The 21,401-nt window shown below is 38.3% G+C and carries 20 protein-coding genes; 8 read left to right on the top strand and 12 right to left on the bottom strand.

Going from position 1 to position 21,401, the window contains the following annotated elements:
• Positions 1-15 precede the first annotated feature (15 nt).
• The 5 genes from crcB to lrp all read right to left on the bottom strand — a co-directional run bounded on the left by crcB (position 16) and on the right by lrp (position 5,849).
• Positions 16-390, bottom strand: a complete 375-nt coding sequence (crcB, locus tag ACZ1GV_RS05485) for a fluoride efflux transporter CrcB (RefSeq protein WP_210559626.1) — start codon at positions 388-390, stop codon at positions 16-18.
• 4 nt (positions 391-394) lie between these two features.
• A complete protein-coding gene (locus ACZ1GV_RS05480; protein WP_472675869.1) occupies positions 395-1,711 on the bottom strand; it encodes a replication-associated recombination protein A in 1,317 nt (438 codons plus the stop codon).
• A 79-nt stretch (positions 1,712-1,790) separates the two neighbouring features.
• The gene (gene lolA / locus ACZ1GV_RS05475) at positions 1,791-2,498 is read right to left on the bottom strand and encodes an outer membrane lipoprotein periplasmic chaperone LolA (RefSeq protein ID WP_472675584.1); all 708 of its coding nucleotides are present in this window, start codon (positions 2,496-2,498) and stop codon (positions 1,791-1,793) included.
• Positions 2,499-5,255 (bottom strand): DNA translocase FtsK, encoded by a 2,757-nt coding sequence (locus tag ACZ1GV_RS05470; protein ID WP_472675583.1) that lies wholly within the window; start codon positions 5,253-5,255, stop codon positions 2,499-2,501.
• A gap of 123 nt (positions 5,256-5,378) precedes the next feature.
• Positions 5,379-5,849, bottom strand: a complete 471-nt coding sequence (gene lrp, locus ACZ1GV_RS05465; RefSeq protein WP_210559628.1) for a leucine-responsive transcriptional regulator Lrp — start codon at positions 5,847-5,849, stop codon at positions 5,379-5,381.
• Between the two features lie 130 nt (positions 5,850-5,979).
• On the opposite strand from lrp, the gene ald reads away from it, so the two are divergent.
• A complete protein-coding gene (gene ald / locus ACZ1GV_RS05460) occupies positions 5,980-7,110 on the top strand; it encodes an alanine dehydrogenase (protein ID WP_210559629.1) in 1,131 nt (376 codons plus the stop codon).
• Positions 7,111-7,199: 89 nt separating this feature from the next.
• Here ald and ACZ1GV_RS05455 read toward each other — a convergent pair whose 3' ends face one another.
• Complete coding sequence (locus tag ACZ1GV_RS05455) at positions 7,200-8,024, bottom strand: hypothetical protein (RefSeq protein WP_472675582.1); 825 nt, start codon at positions 8,022-8,024, stop codon at positions 7,200-7,202.
• Positions 8,025-8,192: 168 nt separating this feature from the next.
• Between ACZ1GV_RS05455 and trxB the strand changes: the two genes are divergently transcribed.
• The 4 genes from trxB (at position 8,193) to infA (ending at position 10,952) form a co-directional block, all read left to right on the top strand.
• Entirely contained in the window at positions 8,193-9,143 is a 951-nt protein-coding gene (gene trxB / locus ACZ1GV_RS05450; protein WP_472675581.1) for a thioredoxin-disulfide reductase, read from the top strand.
• 49 nt (positions 9,144-9,192) lie between these two features.
• The gene (gene aat / locus ACZ1GV_RS05445) at positions 9,193-9,924 is read left to right on the top strand and encodes a leucyl/phenylalanyl-tRNA--protein transferase (protein WP_472675580.1); all 732 of its coding nucleotides are present in this window, start codon (positions 9,193-9,195) and stop codon (positions 9,922-9,924) included.
• A 12-nt stretch (positions 9,925-9,936) separates the two neighbouring features.
• The gene (locus tag ACZ1GV_RS05440; RefSeq protein ID WP_472675579.1) at positions 9,937-10,638 is read left to right on the top strand and encodes an arginyltransferase; all 702 of its coding nucleotides are present in this window, start codon (positions 9,937-9,939) and stop codon (positions 10,636-10,638) included.
• 95 nt (positions 10,639-10,733) lie between these two features.
• Complete coding sequence (infA, locus tag ACZ1GV_RS05435) at positions 10,734-10,952, top strand: translation initiation factor IF-1 (protein ID WP_105053115.1); 219 nt, start codon at positions 10,734-10,736, stop codon at positions 10,950-10,952.
• A gap of 73 nt (positions 10,953-11,025) precedes the next feature.
• Here infA and clpA read toward each other — a convergent pair whose 3' ends face one another.
• Together clpA and clpS are read right to left on the bottom strand one after the other, a co-directional pair.
• Positions 11,026-13,296 (bottom strand): ATP-dependent Clp protease ATP-binding subunit ClpA, encoded by a 2,271-nt coding sequence (gene clpA, locus ACZ1GV_RS05430; protein ID WP_472675578.1) that lies wholly within the window; start codon positions 13,294-13,296, stop codon positions 11,026-11,028.
• A 27-nt stretch (positions 13,297-13,323) separates the two neighbouring features.
• Entirely contained in the window at positions 13,324-13,644 is a 321-nt protein-coding gene (gene clpS, locus ACZ1GV_RS05425; RefSeq protein WP_210559635.1) for an ATP-dependent Clp protease adapter ClpS, read from the bottom strand.
• Between the two features lie 189 nt (positions 13,645-13,833).
• On the opposite strand from clpS, the gene cspD reads away from it, so the two are divergent.
• Positions 13,834-14,043 (top strand): cold shock domain-containing protein CspD, encoded by a 210-nt coding sequence (gene cspD, locus ACZ1GV_RS05420; RefSeq protein WP_210559636.1) that lies wholly within the window; start codon positions 13,834-13,836, stop codon positions 14,041-14,043.
• 50 nt (positions 14,044-14,093) lie between these two features.
• On the opposite strand, the gene ACZ1GV_RS05415 is transcribed toward cspD, so the two are convergent.
• Both ACZ1GV_RS05415 and ACZ1GV_RS05410 read right to left on the bottom strand, forming a co-directional pair.
• On the bottom strand, positions 14,094-14,393 hold the full coding sequence (locus tag ACZ1GV_RS05415; RefSeq protein WP_210559637.1) for a PilZ domain-containing protein: 300 nt from the start codon (positions 14,391-14,393) through the stop codon (positions 14,094-14,096).
• A gap of 15 nt (positions 14,394-14,408) precedes the next feature.
• A complete protein-coding gene (locus ACZ1GV_RS05410) occupies positions 14,409-14,780 on the bottom strand; it encodes a response regulator (protein ID WP_472675577.1) in 372 nt (123 codons plus the stop codon).
• Positions 14,781-14,975: 195 nt separating this feature from the next.
• On the opposite strand from ACZ1GV_RS05410, the gene ACZ1GV_RS05405 reads away from it, so the two are divergent.
• The gene (locus ACZ1GV_RS05405) at positions 14,976-15,731 is read left to right on the top strand and encodes a TIGR04219 family outer membrane beta-barrel protein (protein ID WP_472675576.1); all 756 of its coding nucleotides are present in this window, start codon (positions 14,976-14,978) and stop codon (positions 15,729-15,731) included.
• A gap of 136 nt (positions 15,732-15,867) precedes the next feature.
• Here the strand turns inward: ACZ1GV_RS05405 and hrpA are convergent, their stop codons facing one another.
• Positions 15,868-19,902: an ATP-dependent RNA helicase HrpA gene (gene hrpA, locus ACZ1GV_RS05400; RefSeq protein ID WP_472675575.1), complete on the bottom strand. Its 4,035-nt coding sequence runs from the start codon at positions 19,900-19,902 to the stop codon at positions 15,868-15,870.
• 142 nt (positions 19,903-20,044) lie between these two features.
• Positions 20,045-20,476, bottom strand: coding sequence for a CBS domain-containing protein (locus tag ACZ1GV_RS05395; protein ID WP_472675574.1), 432 nt, complete (start codon positions 20,474-20,476; stop codon positions 20,045-20,047).
• Positions 20,477-20,720: 244 nt separating this feature from the next.
• Here ACZ1GV_RS05395 and ACZ1GV_RS05390 point away from each other — a divergent pair, with 244 nt between their 5' ends.
• Positions 20,721-21,395, top strand: coding sequence for a LysE family translocator (locus ACZ1GV_RS05390; protein WP_472675573.1), 675 nt, complete (start codon positions 20,721-20,723; stop codon positions 21,393-21,395).
• Positions 21,396-21,401: the final 6 nt, after the last annotated feature.

Below are 21,401 nucleotides of genomic sequence, written 5' to 3'. Positions count from 1 at the left end.
AATATTTAAATTTGGTTATTTTGATGACACTAACTGCATGCCTAAGTAGGCTGCAGCAATACATATAAATACATTAAGCACTATATTTAATAGTGCTTTTTGCCAGAACCCTTGCTGTAACAGCAATAATGAGTCTAACGAAAAAGTTGAGAATGTAGTAAACGCTCCAAACAAACCAATACTTAAAAAAGAGCGCCAAGCAATATCGGAAACTATACCATGTTCTATTAGGCTAAATAAGAGTCCAAGAAAAAATGATCCGATAACATTTACGGTCAAAGTGCCATAAGGAAACCCCTTCCCCATCCAACTCATTACTAAACCGTTTATGCCATATCTCAATGAAGCGCCTATAGCGCCTCCTAAGGCTACAAATAAAACATTATGCATAAGACTAATCATGCCCCCTGCGATTTAGTGAGACACTATCAAGGGATTTTAAATACGCTAACTTTTCAGCAATTTTTTGTTCTAACCCTCGTGAGGTGGGTTTGTATAATTCGACGTCCATTAACTCGTTCGGAAGATAGGTTTCTCCGGCTGCATAAGCATTAGGTTCATCATGCGCATATCGATAATCAGCGCCTTTACCCATGCTTTTCATTAGATCCGTTGGCGCGTTTACTAAATGATTTGGAACGGCTAAATCGCCGGTTTCTTTTGCCAATACTTTTGCCGCTTTAAAGGCGACATAAGTGGCATTACTTTTGGCGGCTGTTGCCATAAAAATAGCAGCTTGCGCGATCGCTCGTTCACCTTCCGCTGGGCCGACTCTATGATATACATCCCACGCATTGAGTCCAATCTGTAAGGCTCTCGGGTCGGCATTTCCTATATCTTCCGAAGCGATAGCTAAAAGTCGACGGGCGACGTAAAGTGGATCTCCACCACCAGCTAAAATTCGAGCATACCAATACAAGGCACCATCTGGGCTTGAGCCTCTTACTGATTTATGGAACGCACTTATTAAGTCATAAAAGTGATCGCCTCCTTTATCAAAGGTCGCCATTTGATTGCCGGTTGCTTGCTCTATTATTTCTGCTGTAATAACGCCATCTTCTTCAACAAGATCTGCTGATATTTCCAAAAAATTTAATAATCGGCGTCCATCACCACCACACAAGTTAATGAGTAACTTTCTATTTACCGGTGTGATGTGAAGATTAAATTGACCAAGCCCTAGTACTTTATCATTGAGTGCTCGGTCGATGAGCTGCTCTAAATCAGATGGTTCGATCTGCTTCAATACGTATACTCTTGCTCGAGAAAGAATAGCATTGTTCAGCTCAAATGAAGGGTTTTCGGTCGTCGCACCGATAAAGGTAACAGTTCCATCTTCTATATATGGTAAAAATGCGTCTTGCTGACTTTTATTAAATCGATGCACTTCATCAACAAACAGTACTGTTTTTTTGCCACTTTGTTGACGTCTATGCTCAGCACGCTCTATTGTTGTTCTAATATCTTTAACGCCAGCACTGATCGCTGATAACTTTTCTACATCGGCATTTGCACTTGCTGCGATTATCTCAGCCAAAGTCGTTTTACCGGTTCCTGGCGGTCCCCAAAGAATCATTGAATGGCAATGTCCCGCTTCTATCATTCGCCAAAGCGCTTTGCCTTCGGATACTAAATGTTGTTGACCAACATACTCAGATAATTGTTTAGGACGAAGGCGAGACGCCAGGGGGCTGTGACTATTGCCAGTAATTGCACCTTGTTCTAGTTCAAACCCTAGTGAATTTTGCTCACTCACGTTACGCTCCTGCCTCGCATTTTTGCATCACGTATCAATATGACACATTGCCATCGATTGTCGGAAGAGATTGTCGTTGATCATCAATATCAACGCCTGAAGGTATCTCAAACTCAAACATATCTTTGTTAGGCTCAAATTTACTCTGCTCACTAAGCGTATATTCGCTCACTTGTTGACTACGACTAGTAATAATAATTTTTTGTAACTGTTGTTGGTCTAATACTAACTTTAATTTTACCACTTGCGCTTGTGATTCATCTTTAGGAGTAACAATGTAATCAGTGCCTTGTTTTACTATATTAAACGTATTCCAAATTGATAAATCTTTAGAGACAAGAAGCGCAAATGGAGTTTGTGTTACAGCTTGTTTGACATCAAAAATACTTACCTGCTCTACAAAAGGATTAAACCACCAAACATAAGTGCCATTGGAAATCAGTAATTCTTCTTCAGGCGCTGTTACTTCCCAAACAAATTTACCGGGTTGTTTAAAAACCAATCTACCATTCGCCTCATGAATGATATTACCGTCAATATCGCGCACTACTTGAACAAAGTTTGACTTATAACCATCAAAAAAGTTTAGCCTCTGTTGTAATTCTGATGAAGCATCCGACGACACTGAAGCGGCTTGTTGCTTGGTTTCACTGCCCTGTGTTGTATCATTGGCACTATTAATCGCAAAACTATTGTAGCTCGATAATGTCATCATTATCGATAACGCATAATGTTTAATCATTTATAACAATTCCTGTTGGTCTTCGCCTTTCACTGGCGGTGGCGCTAATACTTCTCGAGTACCATTATTGGCTGCGCGGCTAACTATGCCCATCGCTTCCATTTGCTCTACTATTCTCGCAGAGCGGTTATAACCAATTCTTAATTTTCTTTGAATACTTGAAATAGAAACCTTTCTTGTCTCGGTAACAAACGCTACTGCTTCATCAAATACAGGATCCGCTTCTTCTCCTTCAGCCAGCTCAGCTGCCTCTCCCGGAAGCATATTCTCTTCCGTCATTTCACCTTCAAGTATTTCTTTAATATAATTAGGCTTCGCTTTTGATTTCCAATCATTTACCACTGCATGAACCTCGTGATCGTCAACAAATGCGCCATGCACACGAGTTGGAACGCCCGAGCCTGGCGGCAAATAAAGCATATCACCCATACCTAATAAGTTTTCCGCGCCTTGTTGGTCTAAAATGGTTCTAGAGTCAATTTTCGACGATACTTGGAACGCCATTCTGGTGGGAATATTCGCTTTTATTAAGCCTGTTATTACATCAACCGAAGGTCGCTGTGTTGCTAATACAAGATGAATTCCCGCAGCACGAGCTTTTTGGGCAATACGTGCTATTAGTTCTTCTACTTTTTTACCAACAATCATCATCATGTCGGCAAATTCATCAATGACTACAACAATAGCCGGCAATCTATCTAACTCTGGCGGCATCTCCAGCATATTATCGGTACTACGCCACAAAGGGTCTCTAATTGGCTTGCCTTCGGCTCTTGCTTGCTCTATTTTTGCGTTATAACCCTTTAGGTTTCTTACCCCTAATGACGACATCAATTTATAACGTCTTTCCATTTCCCCAACACACCATCGCAAAGCATTAGCTGCTTCCTTCATATCGGTGACAACTTCAGATAATAAGTGTGGGATTCCTTCGTAGACAGAAAGTTCCAACATCTTTGGATCTATCATGATTAAACGAACTTCTTCTGGCGTTGATTTATACAACAAACTTAAAATCATTGTATTAACGCCAACCGACTTACCGGAACCTGTCGTACCCGCAACTAACAAGTGCGGCATTTTAGCCAAATCTACAACAACCGCTTTACCACCGATATCTTTGCCTAACACCATAGTTAGGGGGGAAGCTGCTTTGTCAAACACATCACTGCTCATTACTTCAGATAATCGAACAATCTGACGATGTTTATTTGGGATCTCCAAACCTATATATGACTTGCCCGGTATTACTTCAACCACACGCACGCTCATTGCTGAGAGTGAACGCGCTAAGTCTTTTGATAGACCAGAAATTTTACTCACTTTTATGCCTGGCGCTAAGTCCAGCTCAAAGCGAGTGATAACTGGTCCCGGGTAAACACCGACCACTTCAGCTTGAATATTAAAATCAAGAAGTTTCGACTCTACAAGTCTAGATACGGCCTCAAGCTCTTCCGGAGATACTGGGTTTTCTACTTTATCTGGACGATCTAAAAGCTCTAATGACGGTAATGTAATCGGCGGCTTTTCTTGTTTTAACTCTGGAACAACAATATGGGTAGCCTTAGCATCTGCATTTGTATCTCGCCCTGCCCCATCACTAGATGTTTGTAATCCTTCCAACGCCCCTAATATATCGTCGTCTGATAAGTCATCATCAATCGAACTGTAACTCATTGGCGTATCAATACCTTCAATATCATCATCTTGATATTCATTTGAGTGAACAGGCTCGTCACCATACTCAAAAGGCATGTCGTCATCTAAAGATAAATCTCGTTTAGATGTTTTCGATTCTTCTACCGTTCTTTTGGGCTTATCGAATACTTTTTTGAGCATGTTCGGAATATTGCTTGAACTAGTGGATAACGTCGATTCTGGAACCGACTCTTTAGTGGTTTCTTTATCCACTGCGGAATCTTCTTTCGGCATTGATTCTGTTGATTGCGCCTGATTGTGATCTTTTAAATCTACATCATTAGCTCTGTCTGACTTGTCATCTACGCTTGAAAAGAAATTAGCAAGTATTGAGTCGTCTCTTTGTTTGTCGTTATCAACTGGAGACTGATTACTTTCCGGAAGTTCAGGCTCTGATATAGCAATAGGGTCGGAAGTTGCTATGTGTTTTTTTGTTGATTCTGCGTCAAGGCCTAATACAGAACGGCCGACTAAATACAATTGTATGCCGCCAAGCCATGTATACTTTCCTAACGTATCAACAACTTGCAGCCAAGATATCCCTGTCATTAAAGTAAAACCAACCATAACGGCTACCAAAAACAATAAGGTTGAGCCAGTAAAACCTAATAACGGAGACAGTAAATAGGAAATAACATCGCCAATAATACCGCCTGATGAATAATAATAGACATCATCAAAGTTCATACTGCAAATAGCTGAGAAACCAACAATGAATAATACAAAACCAATGAGTCTTAATCCTAAGGCCAAATAATCAACTTCGACAAGATCGTGAAACTTTCGGAAAAACAACCAGCCGATTACCGACAGTATTACCGGAATAAAAAACGCTAACCACCCGAAGGTAAATAAGAGAATATCTGACAACCATGCACCAAACGCTCCACCAGCATTTTTGATGAATTCGTAATTACCCGTTTTAGTCCAGCTCGGGTCTGCCGGATCGTATGAAAAAAGAGTAATTAAAATGTAAATGGAGATCGCTCCCATTATAATGAGACCAACCTCTAAAAGGCGCTGAAATCCATTTAAAAAAGACGGTTGTTGATCAGTCAAAATTTACATCTCCAGGCTCTTTGTTATTATTGAAAAGTGTTATCGGACAGAGCTCGTCTAATCTACCAAAGAAATAACCTTTTTTCATCGCGTTTTTCGCTATTAACGTGTTATTTTTCTTGGCTAAATGTATATTGGAACGGGTCTATTTGCCTTTACCTCTTCCATTACCACATAAGTTCTCGATGCACTTACGCTTGGCAATTTTAATAAAGTGTCCCCTAACAACTTTCTGTATGAAGACATATTTTTTACTCGTGTCTTCAATAAATAGTCAAAACTACCAGATACTAAATGGCATTCTAAGATCTCATCTAAAGACTTTACCGCTTTCGAAAAGTCGCTAAATACATCTTGAGCTGTTTTTTCTAGTGTGATTTCAACAAAAACCAGCAGTGTTGCACCGACTGCTTCTGCATTTAATATCGCTTGGTAACCTTCTATAACCCCTGAGCGCTCTAGGCGCCTCACTCGTTCTAAACAAGGCGTTGGACTCAGTCCAATGATCTTGCTTAATTCTATATTTGAAATCCTACCGTTCTTTTGTAGTTCTACTAAAATCTTCTTATCTATTCGATCAAGTGCACTTGTCATAACGACTCCTTTTTAACAGGATAATATCCTGTATTTTTAAATAATACAGTTATTAATTTTGCAAATCCCACAATATAATGTCGCGAAATTTTGATAGACAAGCTATCTACTAATATAAAAGGTAAATAAGATGATTGTAGGTGTTCCTAAAGAGATTAAAAATCACGAGTACCGCGTAGGCTTAACTCCAGCGGCCGCAAAAGAATTTGTTGCTCATGGTCATAAAGTAATTATCGAAACGAATGCAGGTGCATCAATCGGCTTTTATAATGAAGACTACGTTGCTGCCGGTGCTTCTATTATTGACTCTGCAGAAGAAATATTTGCTACCGCTGATATGATCGTTAAGGTAAAAGAGCCTCAACCAAACGAATGTAAAATGTTACGCGAAGGTCAAACTTTATACACCTACTTACACTTAGCTCCAGATCCTTTGCAGACTGAATTACTCGTAGCCTCTGGCGCTACCTGTATCGCCTATGAAACTGTTACCGATAACTTCGGTGGTTTACCGTTATTAGCCCCAATGAGTGAAGTAGCGGGCCGTATGTCAATTCAAGCTGGCGCACACCATTTAGAAAAAGCTCAAGGTGGCAGTGGCACTTTATTAGGTGGCGTACCTGGTGTTGCACCTGCTAAAGTTGTTGTTGTTGGCGGCGGTGTTGTTGGTACAAACGCTGCAAAGATGGCCGTTGGTATGGGAGCTGACGTAACAATTCTAGACCGCTCTTTACCTCGTTTACGCCAGTTAGACGATATTTTCCGTGGCACGGTAAAAACAGTATATTCTACGGTTGACGCATTAGACTATTATACTGCCAAAGCAGACTTAGTCGTTGGCGCTGTATTAATCCCAGGCGCTGCGGCTCCTAAGTTAATTACAAAAGAACATATCAAAAATATGAAACCGGGCTCAGTTCTTGTTGATGTTGCAATTGACCAAGGCGGATGTTTTGAAACTTCAAGAGCAACGACTCATCAAGACCCAACATATATCATTGATGATGTGGTTCATTATTGTGTTGCTAATATGCCTGGTGGCGTAGCTCGTACATCAACAATGGCTTTAAACAACGCAACATTACCATTTGGACTTGCTTTAGCAAACAAGGGTCCTGTTAAAGCTATGTTAGAAGATAAGCATTTGTTGGCTGGATTAAACGTACACAAAGGTAAAGTTACTTACAAAGCGGTAGTTGACGCTTTAGGTGAGCAACTAAACCTAGAGTATATGGACGCTGTTCAAGCGCTGTCGTTATAAACTAATTGATAGTAAAAATGTGGGTTATATCGTTTTCAATAAACCTTGAAAACGAACTTCACAAAAAAGGTCAGCTAATGCTGGCCTTTTTACTGTGTATAAACTGTGTGATCTAATAGATCATACTTTTGTCGTAATTGGACAACAAATTCCTTATTGGCTTCAAGAAATGCATCAAATTCTTTAACCACTTTTGGGTATTTAATTGAAGATAAGTGATAGGAATAAACTTCGTACTTAAAGTTCTTGTTAATTGATATTGTTGGTTTGTTTAATTTTTTAAGGTAATAATTGACAACGTTCGGCTCTAAGTTAATGGCGTCTAATTGCCCTCTTATTAATTGCTGAATCAACATCATTGTAGATGATGATTCATATAAAGTTACTTGCCCCTCGGATATGTCATCCATCCAAAGAGTAGGAAAAAAGCCTAGCAATGTTCCTAGAACTTGTACGCTATTTCGGTCGCTTAAGTCAGGGTCAACCGTTATTGTCCCTGCTACAAGATCAATGACGGGCTTACTGTACACTAGCTTATTTTCCGCTAACCTTGAAACCATTTCATTTTCATTCCATCGCGAGTTATCAGGGAATTTCAAATCAATATCTTTTTCGAATAACCACATACCAAATCGTTTAACAGGCATTGGATAATAGGTAAATTTATAGCCATATTCCGCAGCGAATGCGTCGAATAATTCTGTTGTAAATGTCGGCTGTTCGTTAAGAAAATCAAAAAGTGGAAAGTACGCTACGTCTTCAACGCCTATAATAAATTCTTTGACTTCTTTTGTCTTAAGAACTTCTAAATTAGCAGTTTCGTTTTCATAACTAACTTGAGTGAAGCCGGAGGCAATTGGACTGACAAACACTATTGCTAAAAAAGCAACAGTCAGTATTATTTGTCGTTCCATACATCTCTCCGTATTTATGTAGTTAATCAAACATTAAACCATGTATGATTAAAATTAAATCAGTTTAGGGCCTTTTTGCAATTTTTTGTATTTAAATTCCCATTTAGGCTTGATGTCATATAAAATTTGCCCCATTACGATACTATAAATTATTTTTGGAGTTACTTCATGAGCGCAGTACAGCATCACAACTTAATCATCCTAGGCTCAGGACCTGCTGGCTACACAGCCGCGGTATATGCAGCAAGAGCAAATTTAAAACCAGTATTAATTACCGGTTTACAACAAGGTGGCCAACTAACGACAACCACAGAAGTTGAAAATTGGCCTGGTGATGCAAACGATTTAACCGGTCCTGTTTTAATGGAACGTATGAAGGAACATGCAGAAAAGTTTGAAACTCAAATACTGTTTGACCATATTAATGAGGTGGATTTTTCTAAAAAACCATACACTCTAAAAGGTGATTCAGAAACTTATACCTGTGACGCATTAATTATATGTACAGGAGCCTCGGCACAATACTTAGGCTTAGAGTCAGAGCAAGCATTTATGGGGCGCGGTGTTTCAGCTTGTGCAACATGCGACGGGTTCTTTTATCGTAATCAAAAAGTTGCTGTTGTTGGTGGTGGCAATACGGCTGTAGAAGAAGCTCTATATTTATCTAACATAGCTTCAGAAGTACACTTAGTGCACCGTCGTGATACATTTAGAGCGGAGAAGATTCTAGTTAACCGTTTGATGGATAAAGTAGCTAACGGTAACATTGTATTACATACGGATCGTACTTTAGACGAGGTATTGGGCGATGACATGGGCGTAACGGGTGTCCGTCTGCAAGATACGAAGTCTGGCGAAAAAGAAGAACTGGCAGTAATGGGTGTGTTTATCGCTATCGGTCATAAACCTAACACTGGCATGTTTGAAGGTAAACTAGAGATGAACAATGGTTACATCAAAATCAATAGTGGCTTAGAAGGCAACGCAACACAAACTAGTGTTGAAGGCGTTTTCGCTGCTGGTGACGTTTGCGATCATATTTATCGTCAAGCGATAACTTCAGCTGGTACAGGTTGTATGGCAGCTTTAGACGCTGAGCGTTACTTAGACGCAAAGTAAAAGCTAAAGGGGCAGATTACCTGCCCTTTAACTTAAAGTTAACGAGTCTATGTCTAAATCTCTCGCCTATCTAACGGACGACACACAATGGTTTCCTTGTGTGACAAATGCTTTGGATGAACCTGGCGGTTTGCTAGCTGTGGGGGGAGATCTATCAGTAGAACGCGTTTCTTATGCTTATCAGCATGGAATTTTCCCTTGGTACAGTGAGGGTGAGCCGCTTCTTTGGTGGTCTCCAGATCCTCGTGCTGTAATCGACCCCAACGCTATTCGAATTAATAAATCATTAAAGAAATTTTTAAAACGGTGTGATTATAAAGTTACCGTTAATCAATGTTTTGAAGATGTTATTACTATGTGCTCTCAACCTAGAGTTGATGACGGTACATGGATATTCCCCGAAATGATAAAAGCCTATACTGATTTGCACTACGCTGGTTATGCGCATTCAATAGAGGTGTGGCAATCTTCAAATGATAAACAAAAACTAATTGGTGGACTGTATGGCGTATTGGTAGGAGGTTGCTTTTGTGGTGAGTCGATGTTTTCGTCACAGCCTAATGCATCAAAAGTAGCACTTTTGTCTCTTGGTGAGCTTATTTCTCCATTTGAAAACGCTTTAATTGATTGCCAAATTGCCAATCCATATTTAATGAGTATGGGAGCAAAAACGGTATCTCGCGAGTGGTTTATTAATAGACTAGAAAAGGCTAAGAAGAGCAAAATTCCACTTTCTGTTTTTAATGCAACCGTTCTTTCGCCTACTTGTTTGAATAAGTGATAATTGTTTTAAATGCCAAATATTAAACTCGCCGTGTCACAGCCATTCTCTTGTAGTTATTTACAAGGAAAAGAAGAAAGGTTGCTTTTTTATTGTGATGATATGCCGATGTCAGCCGATCTATATAGCCTCCTGCAGGCAAACGGATTTAGGCGTTCAGAAGATATGGTATACAAACCTCATTGTGACGACTGCAAACAATGTCAATCAATTAGAATCCCTGTTGCCCAGTTTAACCCATCTAAAAGTCAGAAAAGAGTATTAAACAAATGCCGCCAATTTGATGTGAAGATATCCACATCAATATCCGACAATTATTATGAGCTATTTGAGAAATACATAAATACTCGCCACGATGATGGTACAATGTACCCCGCAGAGCCTTCCCAATTAGATAGCTTTGCAAAATGCCAATGGTTATTACCCTATTTTATAGAGGTTTATGACAATAACAGCCTAATTGCTGTAGGAATTGGTGACAAAACGGTTGATGCGTTATCTGCGGTATACACTTTTTTTGACCCCGAATATGACAATTACTCATTAGGGACATTTATGGTGTTAAAGCAACTTGAATATGCATCGACTATGAATAAACAATGGCTATATTTAGGCTATTACATCCAAGCGTGCGCTAAGATGAACTACAAAACAAACTTCAAACCTTTCCAAGTGTTACATGACACAATTTGGGTTGAAGTGAAAAGCTTTTAATTAATTGTGATATTACCTTTACTTTACTAAGCTTTTTGGGCAAAATCTGCGCTTATTTTTATACGCTTAACGAAATCCCAGAGGTTATACGCTTAATGGCGAAAGAAGACGTTATTGAAATGCAAGGCACTATCTTAGATACCTTGCCTAATACTATGTTCCGTGTTGAATTAGAAAATGGTCACGTTGTGACAGCACACATTTCCGGAAAGATGCGTAAGCACTACATTCGAATTTTAACGGGTGATAAAGTCACAGTCGAGATGACTCCTTACGATTTGTCGAAGGGTCGTATCACATTCCGTGCTCGTTAATTAACAAAGTTTAATTACGATTAGATAATAAAAAACCGAGTAAAACTCGGTTTTTTTATTTCATAAAAAGCAACTAATTAGACTCAGCAGCGACTTTCGATTTGCTGGTGAATTTAAATGATAACTCTTTTTCATTTACTTCAATTTCTACTTTACCGCCTTCTGCTAACTCACCAAATAAAACTTCATTAGCTAACGGTTTTCTAAGTTTGTCTTGAATTAGTCTAGACATTGGACGAGCACCCATATCTTTATCATAACCGTTCTCAGCAAACCACAGTCTTGCTTCATCAGATACAAACAACTCTACCTGCTTTGCATCTAGTTGTGACTGAAGCTCCACAATAAATTTATCAACAACCCGTTCGATAACCTTTTTATCTAAATGATTAAACCAAACGATGTCATCTAAACGATTTCTAAACTCTGGAGAAAATACCCTATTAATTTCAACCATAGCATCGGTGCTATTATCTTGTTGAGCAAAACCAATTGATTTTCTGGTCGTTTCTTGAACGCCTGCATTGGTAGTCATAACTAAAATAACGTTTCTAAAATCTGCCTTACGGCCGTTATTGTCTGTCAAAGTACCATGATCCATAACTTGCAATAGGATATTAAACACGTCAGGGTGTGCTTTTTCTATTTCATCTAGCAGAACAACACAGTGCGGGTGTTTTAACACCGAGTCCGTGAGCAAGCCACCTTGATCAAAACCAACATAACCCGGAGGCGCACCTATTAAACGACTTACTGCATGTGGTTCCATGTATTCCGACATATCAAATCTAACTAGTTCTATGCCTAATACTTTCCCTAACTGTTTAGTCACTTCTGTTTTACCAACGCCCGTTGGGCCAGCAAACAAGAAGCTACCTACCGGTTTATTTTCATTTCCTAAACCAGCGCGTGATAACCTAATTGCAGCGGTAAGAGCGTCTACCGCCTTGTCTTGGCCAAAAACCGCTAATTTAAGGTCCCTATCAACATTCTTTAATACATCTTTATCTGACTGCGATACAGACTTTTCGGGGATCCGTGCTATTTTCGCAATGATTTGCTCTATGGCAGAAACATTAATTTGTTTTTTACGCTTTGATTTAGGTAGAACCTTTTGATTAGCACCAGCTTCATCAATAACATCAATGGCTTTGTCGGGTAAATGACGCTCATTGATGTATCTCGCAGACAGTTCAGCTGCAGAACGAAGAGCGGCATTGGTATATTTAACACCATGATGCTTTTCGTATTTGTCTTTTAAACCAATTAAGATCTTAGTTGTGTCTTCAATACTTGGCTCTACAACATCAATTTTTTGGAAACGGCGAACTAACGCCTTATCTTTTTCAAAAATATTCCGATATTCTCCATAGGTTGTTGAACCCATGCAGCGTAACTTGCCTGCCGATAATAACGGTTTAAGCAAATTAGAGGCATCCATAACACCACCAGACGCAGCGCCGGCTCCTATAATTGTATGAATCTCATCAATAAAAAGTATGGCGTGCTCTTTTGCTTGCAACTGTTTCAACAAACCTTTGAGACGTTTTTCAAAATCACCACGGTACTTAGTTCCCGCTAATAACGCACCCATGTCTAATGAATATACAGTAGCGTCAGCAAGCACGTCAGGTACTTGTCCGTTAACAATTTGATATGCGAGACCTTCTGCTATTGCAGTTTTACCTACACCGGCTTCACCAATCAGTAGTGGATTATTTTTTTTACGACGACATAAAATTTGCGCACAACGCTCTAACTCTTCGTCTCTTCCAATGAGCGGATCAATGCCACCAGTCTTCGCCAACTCATTCAAGTTAGTGCACAAGTTGTCTAAACTGCTCTCAGAATCTGCACTGTTCTCTTCACCCGAGTCGGCTTCGTCAGAGTCCGAGTCGTCACCGTCTTTATCAACACCATGGGAAATGAAATTAACAATATCTAGACGGCTAATATCAAAACTTTTTAGAACATAAACAGCGTGTGATTCTTGTTCACTAAATATCGCAACTAAAACATTCGCCCCTGACACTTCTTGCTGTCCTGATGACTGAACGTGGAATACCGCTCTTTGCAATACTCTTTGGAAACCAAGTGTAGGCTGGGTGTCTAACTCTTCTTTATCCGCTTCTTCTGGTAAATATGGTGTCGTCTGAGCAATGAACTCTGTCAGTTCAACGCGAATTTTATCTAGGTCAGCCGAACATGCTTCTAAGGCGACTTTAGCATCTTGATTATCAAGTAATGCTATTAATAGGTGTTCTACCGTCATAAATTCATGACGGTTTATTTTAGCGTACCGAAATGCATCGTTTAACGTTACTTCTAATGCTTTATTTAACATATTAACCTACTTAATTTATGTAAACGGCTACTCTTGCTCCATCGTACACAACAATGGATGCTGACTCGCTCGTGAGTATTGATTGACTTGAGCAACCTTAGTTTCGGCAATCTCTGCTGAATATGTGCCAACCACAGCTTTCCCTTCCTTGTGAACTCGAAACATAATGTGGTTCGCACGCTCTAAATCCATAGCGAAAAATTTAAGTAAAACTTCTACTACAAAGTCCATGGGGGTGTAATCATCATTATTCAAGATCACTTTATACATAGGTGGTCTTTTAAGTTTAGACTTAGATGCTTCCTTTGCTAAGCCCGTTCCCTGATCATTGTTGCTTAAATTTGGCATATGCCTCTGAAGCTCCATTAAATTTGTTGATTTATCTAGTATATATAAAAACTTTTATAACATTTAACAATTCGTACTTGTAAAAAACGAATTAATTGACTAATTTATCTACAGTCATTGATTAAGTATGAGTCACTCTCTCGTATAATGATTAATAACTGGTTTAATTCTAAATAAGGAAGTAGAAGTATGGCAGTCGGAAAAGTGAAATGGTTCAACAACGCTAAAGGTTTCGGATTTATTCGTGAAGATGGCAAAGAAGAAGACATATTTGCTCATTTTTCAACAATAACTATGGACGGTTATAAAACGCTAAAAGCAGGCCAAGAGGTTGAGTTTGAACTAAGTGAAGGACCCAAAGGTCTTCATGCAACCAACATAAAGCTTGATGAAAAATAACGAATACATATAGATTCCCTGAAAGACTATCTTTCGGGGATTTTTTCGTTCTATAACTGTTCGTTTATTTCAACACCTACAGTGTAAACACCTGACTCTTCAAGTGTACAGCGTACTACTGTGGCCGAAGCCTGTAACGCAGGCAGATCACTGTTAGTACCGTCAACTCTGCACATTATTTGTGTGCCAGGCTCAATGTGCTCGTCTGTTTCTATAGCCAGACCTGTTGCGCTCAAATCCCGGCAAACAGCATCAATTTTTCGTCCCGCATCCGCGTCTGAAATTTCTACTTCTATACTTGTATTTACCATCATTCGAAAAAAGTTACGGTTATCGTCATATCGAATCATGCAGCCACCTATTCCTTATGTAAATTTTGCAAATTTTATTAATTTTTCTTTTAATTCAGATATTTCAAATGGTTTAGTTACATAGTCGTCACAGCCGCTAGCAAAGGCTTCACTTTTGTCCTGACTATTTTCTAACCCTGACAGCATTATTATTGGTATAGCCTTTGTTTCAGGCGTATTTTTAACTAGCTTACAAGTATCGTAACCGTCTAATCCTGGCATACATACATCAAGTAAAACCACATCAGGTTTATCGGAGAGAACCTTCGACAAAGCCTCTTGGCCAGACTTAGCATACGATATATTAAAAGAGTCACCTAAAGTAATATTCAACATCTCAAAGTTGAAATATTCATCATCGACCAGTAAAACATTTATTTTATGCATTTGAAATCCGAAAACACCCTAATAAATTAAAAACACCAGCCAAACTTACAGGTCACTAATATTCTGCTCCCAAAATAACAATTATCAAGAAAAAATCTAGTTATAAGTTAATATTAATTCATCTAACAATTGACTTTGTTAGCACTAAGCATTGAAAATACAGATACGACAACCTGTCATAATTTAGGAATGAAAATGAAAAAAACAGTTATCGCATTAGGATTAGCATTTGCGTCAGCAAGTGCAAGTGCAGCTCCTTTAGTGGACGTATGGGCTGGAGCGTATGCATGGAATACAACCTATGAAGGTCTCGTCTCTGCAAACCCAAACAGTTTAGATCTGCAAGATGATTTAAATTTAGAAGATTCGACAAATAATGTAGTTTGGGCTGCGTTTGAACATCCAATTCCTGTTATTCCTAATATCCAGATAAAACAAACCACATTAGATACTACAGGTTTTGCTCAGTTTGATAATAATTACCGATTTGGTGGTGAGACTACAGGCGATGGCCGTCTGAATGTTGTGACCGATCTTTCACATACTGATTATACATTATATTGGGGATTACCTTTACCTGTAGTAACTATAGATTTTGGTTTAAATGTTCGTAAATTTGATGGTTTTGTAAGTATCGGTAATGCGACAGCTGATCTTGATAGCCCAGTGCCTATGTTATTTGCACGTGTTGGAGCTGAATTACCATTTACAGGACTTGCAATAATGGGTGAAGCTAATTATGTAGGTTACGGTGATACAGATCATACTGACTTTCAAATCGTATTACGTTACACCTTGCCTATGATTCCAGTACTTGATGTTAACTTAGAGGCTGGCTACCGCTCGTTTCAGTTAAACATAGACCCTACTGATTTTGATGGTGATGAAGACGACCTAATGGCGGACATTGATATGTCTGGTGCATTTGTTGGTTTATCTTTGCATTTCTAACTTTAAGTCACAGCATTGAAATAAACTGATAGTTATTGATGATAGTTTTTTCAGTAATTACTATCAGTAATAAAAAAGGAAGCATGTGCTTCCTTTTTTTTACGACTTATTTTGTTAAATAGTTATGAACTTCAAGTTAGAGCGATTGTTGTACGTCGTTGATCGCTTGTTTAATCCGTTTAGAAGATATAGGAAATTTAGTGCCGAGTGACTGGGCAAACAAAGAAACTTTAAACTCTTCTATCATCCAGTAAATATCTTCAACGTCGCTAGGGATTGGAAAACCTTTCGGTAATTTTTTGACAAGATTGTCGTAGCCTTCATAGATTTTATCTAGTTCTATTTGCGCTTGCCTGTCTTTAACAACATCGACCTTAAGCTTTGCCTGTCTTATCTCTAAAGCTTTAATATAACGTAATAAGTCTTCTAACTTATCAACGCCAGATTCACTGACAAAATCTTTATATATTAATGATTCTAAGTGCGCTTTTATATAAGCATTCGCTTGAATCATATCTAGTGACACTTTTCCTTTTAAGCTTTTTGCAATCTGATGACCGACATAAAGTATTTTCTCGACTTTTTGCGTTACTTCAAAAACCTTATCGTTTAACGAAGCTCCTAGTTCTTGTTGCAATTGGAAAAATTCAGCTTCATTCCTCGGTAAGCGCCCTGCTACTTCTTTTTCTAATGCAGCTTTTACGCAGTCTTTAATCAAAGCTTCGATTTGACCGAATGGATTAAAGTAAAGGACAAGCTTAGATTTGTTAGGTAGCTTTTTTTGTAAATGTTTGATTGGCGACGGCAACGTTTTAATTAATAAAGCAACAACGCCCTTCAGGTGCTCATATTCTGCTTTTTGTTGGTTATCTAATAACTCAACATGAATTTTACTATCTCGAACAATCACAGCAGGAAAAGCCTTAATTTTAAAACCAGCCTGCTCTTTTACATAACTAGTTGGTAACTCACCAAACGTCCAGTCATCAATATCCTTTTGTTCAATATCATCATCCACCGCTTGTTTTAACGTTTCTTTAACTTTACCTTGCAGCTTATTCTGTAATTCATGTAAATCAAATCCTTGTTCAACAATCTTTCCTTTGTCGCCTACAACTCTAAAGTTAATCTTCAAATGACTATCGATTGAATCCCATTGCCATTGTTCTTTCTCTATTTTTACACCCGTCATTTTAAATAATGCCAGAGACAATACTTCAACTAACGGCTCATCGATTGATACATTTTTTTCTTCAAACCGTTGTAGTACTGCTTTAGCAAAATTAGGGGCTGGGACAAAATTACGTCGTAATGTCTTTGGTAGTGACTTAATAAGTGCAACAATTAAGTCGTATCGGTAAGGCTCTATATTCCAATCAAAACCTTTATATTGAACTTGATTTAAAAGCGCCAACGGAATTCGTATTGAAACGCCATCTGTGTAGTCTTGCCCTGGTTCAAAGTCATATTCAATTGGAAGAGTTAACGTATCCTGACGCCAAAAATTAGGAAAGTTTTTCACCGATGATTCTGCAGACTCTATTAACGCAAAATCCTTAAACTCAGCGACCAATAACTCAGCATTATTTACTTTAATCCATTTTAAAAGTGCTGCCCTATTATTAATTTCAACGGGAAGTCTATCTTTATAAAATTCAACTAACTCAGGTTCATCTTTTAAAACATCTCGGCGACGAGTTTTGTTTTCAATCTCTTTAATGCTTTCAATTAGCGCTTGGTTTTTTGACAAAAAGGAGGTTTGACAACCTAACTCACCATACACTAACGCGTTTTGTATAAAGAGGTGTTGACTTTGCTCTACATCAATCTTAGAAAAGTTAACTCGCTTTCGAGCGACTATTATTAACCCAAATAAAGTTTGTGTTTCATAGGCCATTACGGCCCCTTGCTTTTTATCCCAATAAGGCTCCGCATAACTTCTTGATACTAAATGTTGTGCAAGCGGTGATATCCAATCAGAATCAATTTTGGCTGCGTATCTAGCGTAAAGCTTTGATGTTTCTACGAGTTCTGCAGCCATTACCCATTTAGGAGTATTTTTAAATAGGTTTGACCCAGGAAATATGTGGAAATTGCTATTTCTTGCGCCTTGGTATCCTAACGCTTTTGGCTTTTTGTCGCCGGATTTCTTATCTTCTCTAACAATTTTTTGGCCAATATGACTTAGCAAACCTGATAATATAGCTGTATGAATTTCTTGATAATTTCTATCAACAGTAGGATTATCAATAAACTCTTCGCTTAGTTCCTGTGTGTTAGATTTCGACATTTTTACGTTTGTCTTAATACCGAGTTCGGCAAGCGTCGACTCGATTTGAAATACAAGATCTTGCCATTCGCGCACTCGCATATAACTGATAAACTCAGTTTTGCAGCGTTTTCTAAATTGTGAACGCGATTCATTATTCTGCTGAGCTATTAAATAATCCCATAAATTTAAAAATGAAATAAAGTCTGAATCTTTGTCTTTAAATCTCGCATGACTTTCATCTGATTTTTGCTTGAACTCTGATGGCCTTTCTCTTGGATCTTGGATACTTAACGCTGTGGCGATAATTACTACTTCATGCAGAACGTTGGTAGATTGAGAAGAAAGTACCATTGTTGCTAAACGCGGATCGAGGGGTACTCGACTTAATTGATGACCAATTTTTGTTAATTGATTAATAGACTGATTGCGTTTGTTTTTACGTGAGCTTTTCGTCAATCTACTTTGTGTCTGTGATATTGCGCCAAGCTCTTCTAAGAGCCTCATACCATCTGAGATAAAACGGCTATCTGGCTTTTGTATAAATGGGAATGACTCAATTTCGCCTAAATCTAAAGATAACATTTGTAAAATAACAGAAGCTAAATTAGTACGAAGTATCTCTGGCGCTGTAAATTCTGGACGTGAATTAAAATCTTCCTCGCTATAGAGTCTTATACAAATTCCAGGCTCGGTTCGTCCACAGCGGCCCTTTCTTTGATTTGCACTCGCTTGTGATATAGGCTCTATCGGCAAACGTTGTACTTTTGTCTTGTAGCTATAACGAGAAATTCTAGCCGTTCCAGTATCGATTACATATTTAATACCCGGTACTGTTAATGACGTTTCGGCAACGTTAGTTGCGAGTACTATGCGTCGCTGAGAGTGCTGCGCGAATATACGGTTTTGTTCTGCAGCAGAAAGTCTTGCGAATAAAGGAAGTACTTCCGTGTTTCGAAATTTTCGTTTAATAAGCGCATCTGCTGTATCGCGAATTTCTCGCTCACCATTCATGAAAAGTAAGATGTCACCTGGTGCTTCGAGGTCTAGTTCCTCAATTGCGGAAAAAATTCCATTTATTTGGTCACTATCTTGGTATTGTTCTGCTAAAGCATTGTCTATTGATACGTCTTCAAGAGGCCGATATCTCACATCAACGGGATAGGTACGCCCACTTACCGATATAATTGGCGCATCAAAAAAGTGTTTACTAAAACTTTCTGGATCTATTGTTGCGGAAGTAATAATAACTTTTAGGTCTGGTCGTTTAGGTAACAATTCTTTCAGTAAACCTAAAATAAAATCGATGTTTAAGCTTCGTTCATGCGCTTCATCTATGATCAACGTGTCGTATTGATTTAGGTATCTATCATGCTGAAGTTCAGCAAGCAAAACACCGTCCGTCATTAACTTAATATAGCTATGCTCAGAAACCTGATCATTAAATCTTACTTTATAACCAACAGCTTGACCAAGTTCACTTTGTAATTCTTCAGACAAGCGATTAGCTACACTACGAGCGGCCAATCGTCTTGGTTGAGTGTGCCCGATTTTAGCTTCAATACCTCTTCCTAACTCTAGGCACATTTTAGGAATCTGAGTCGTTTTACCTGAGCCAGTTTCACCAGCAATAATAACAACTTGATTAGATTCAATAGCGTCTTTAATCTCTTGTTGTTTTTGACTTACAGGTAGTAGCTGTGGATATTCAATTGTTGGTTTATTCGCAAGTTTTTTGGCTTTTAAGGCTTTTGATTTTTCTGCGGCTATTTCAATTGACGATAATAGTTGAGCACGTTTATTTTCATCGCTAATTTTAGTTAACGATCGAAGTCGAGACTTCAATTTAAAGAAGTCTTGACGTAAAACACCGTCGATAATTGAGTTATTGATTGATTGCACTACGAGCCTAAAATATCTGAGTTTACAAATGTTACTGAGATTCTAACATTGATATTGGCTCGCAAAAAGCAATAAGAGTAGCAGTCCTAAAGGCCTATGCTAAGTAGTTAAACATTACTTTGTGTTTTGATGTTGTGCTGGTCTATACGAAATGAGAGCCTTTTTCATATATAGAATGCAAATGTTTATCTAACGCGCTTAATACTAGAGTCCGCGTTAAACTTCCCACTAAATGGCCATCGTCATCTACAACAGGGTATACTCTCGGTTTGGCGACTAGCATATCCTCAGCTACTGCCAGAATGCTATCATAAGGTTTAACTAGCATTGTTTCGGTAGACATCACCTCGGCCACACACTTTGATGCTTCGCCACTGTGATATGTAGAAGATAACATAGCTTTTAAACAATCTTGTTCTGATAAAAAACCAATAACTTGCTTTTCATCATTAACAACTGCGCCACCAGAGCTTTTTGATTCCAATAGTTTTTCTACCGCTTCAACTACAGTTTCGGTGCCTTTAAAGTGTATAGGACGACTATTCATATGATCTTTAACTTTGACTGATTCCATATTAAACCCTTATTTTATGTTGCTCTTATAATGCTAGAACTTTTTCTGAAAATTGCCTTGTTTTTCTGATACTTTTACGAAAATTTCGACACACTAGGGATTTAATAATACTTTTAATCCTTGTGAGTGAATTCCATTTACAAAAACTAGTATTTAAAACTCTAATTAATCGTTAAAACTAAGTTAAACATATCTATATAACCTTTAAGAACTATGGGAAAATGAACACTTAAACGGAGTAAAGATGAATATTGTAGATTGGTTTTCTTTGGCGATTGTTTGTTTATTAGGCGCTGCGACACCCGGCCCGAGCCTAGCAATAATTTTAGGTCATACGTTTGGAAGCAACAAAACAGCAGGTCGCTGTGCTAGTGTAGCGCATGCGTTTGCTATTTTATTTTATGCGTTTGCCACTGTTTTTGGATTGGCTAAGCTTTTTAATCAGTTTCCGGTAGTAGCTACTACTATTGTATACGCTGGCGCAGCTTACTTGTTATATTTAGCTGCTAATATATTAAAAGCAGCAAATTCATTAACTACAGACGAATTATCCGATTTAAACACCAAAGTTTCAGACAATAATGTTCAAGCAACCGTCGAAAACGAGGTTAGTCTTAATACTTATGTAAAAGCCAGTAGAGAGGCATTTCTAATCGGCTTTTTAAACCCTAAATTAGCGTTTTTCTTTCTCGCGTTGTTTTCTCAGTTTGTACCAGTGGATACGGTTGGTCTAGATTTAGCTCTGATTTTACTAGGTACAGTATTTTTTATTGATATGCTCTGGTACTTAATGGTGGTGGAACTGGCTGATAGAAGCCGAAGTAAGCTATCTGTGAACAATAAAACTAAAGTTATATTGCTCCGTTCACAAGCAATCATATTCTTATTAATAGCCGTCAATAGTATTTTTTGGCGTTAAGTATTT

The sequence above is a fragment of the Psychrosphaera sp. HA2-10 genome (assembly GCF_055693745.1).
Note: the sequence above shows the minus strand (reverse complement) of the source record. Positions and strands in the feature narration are given on the sequence as shown.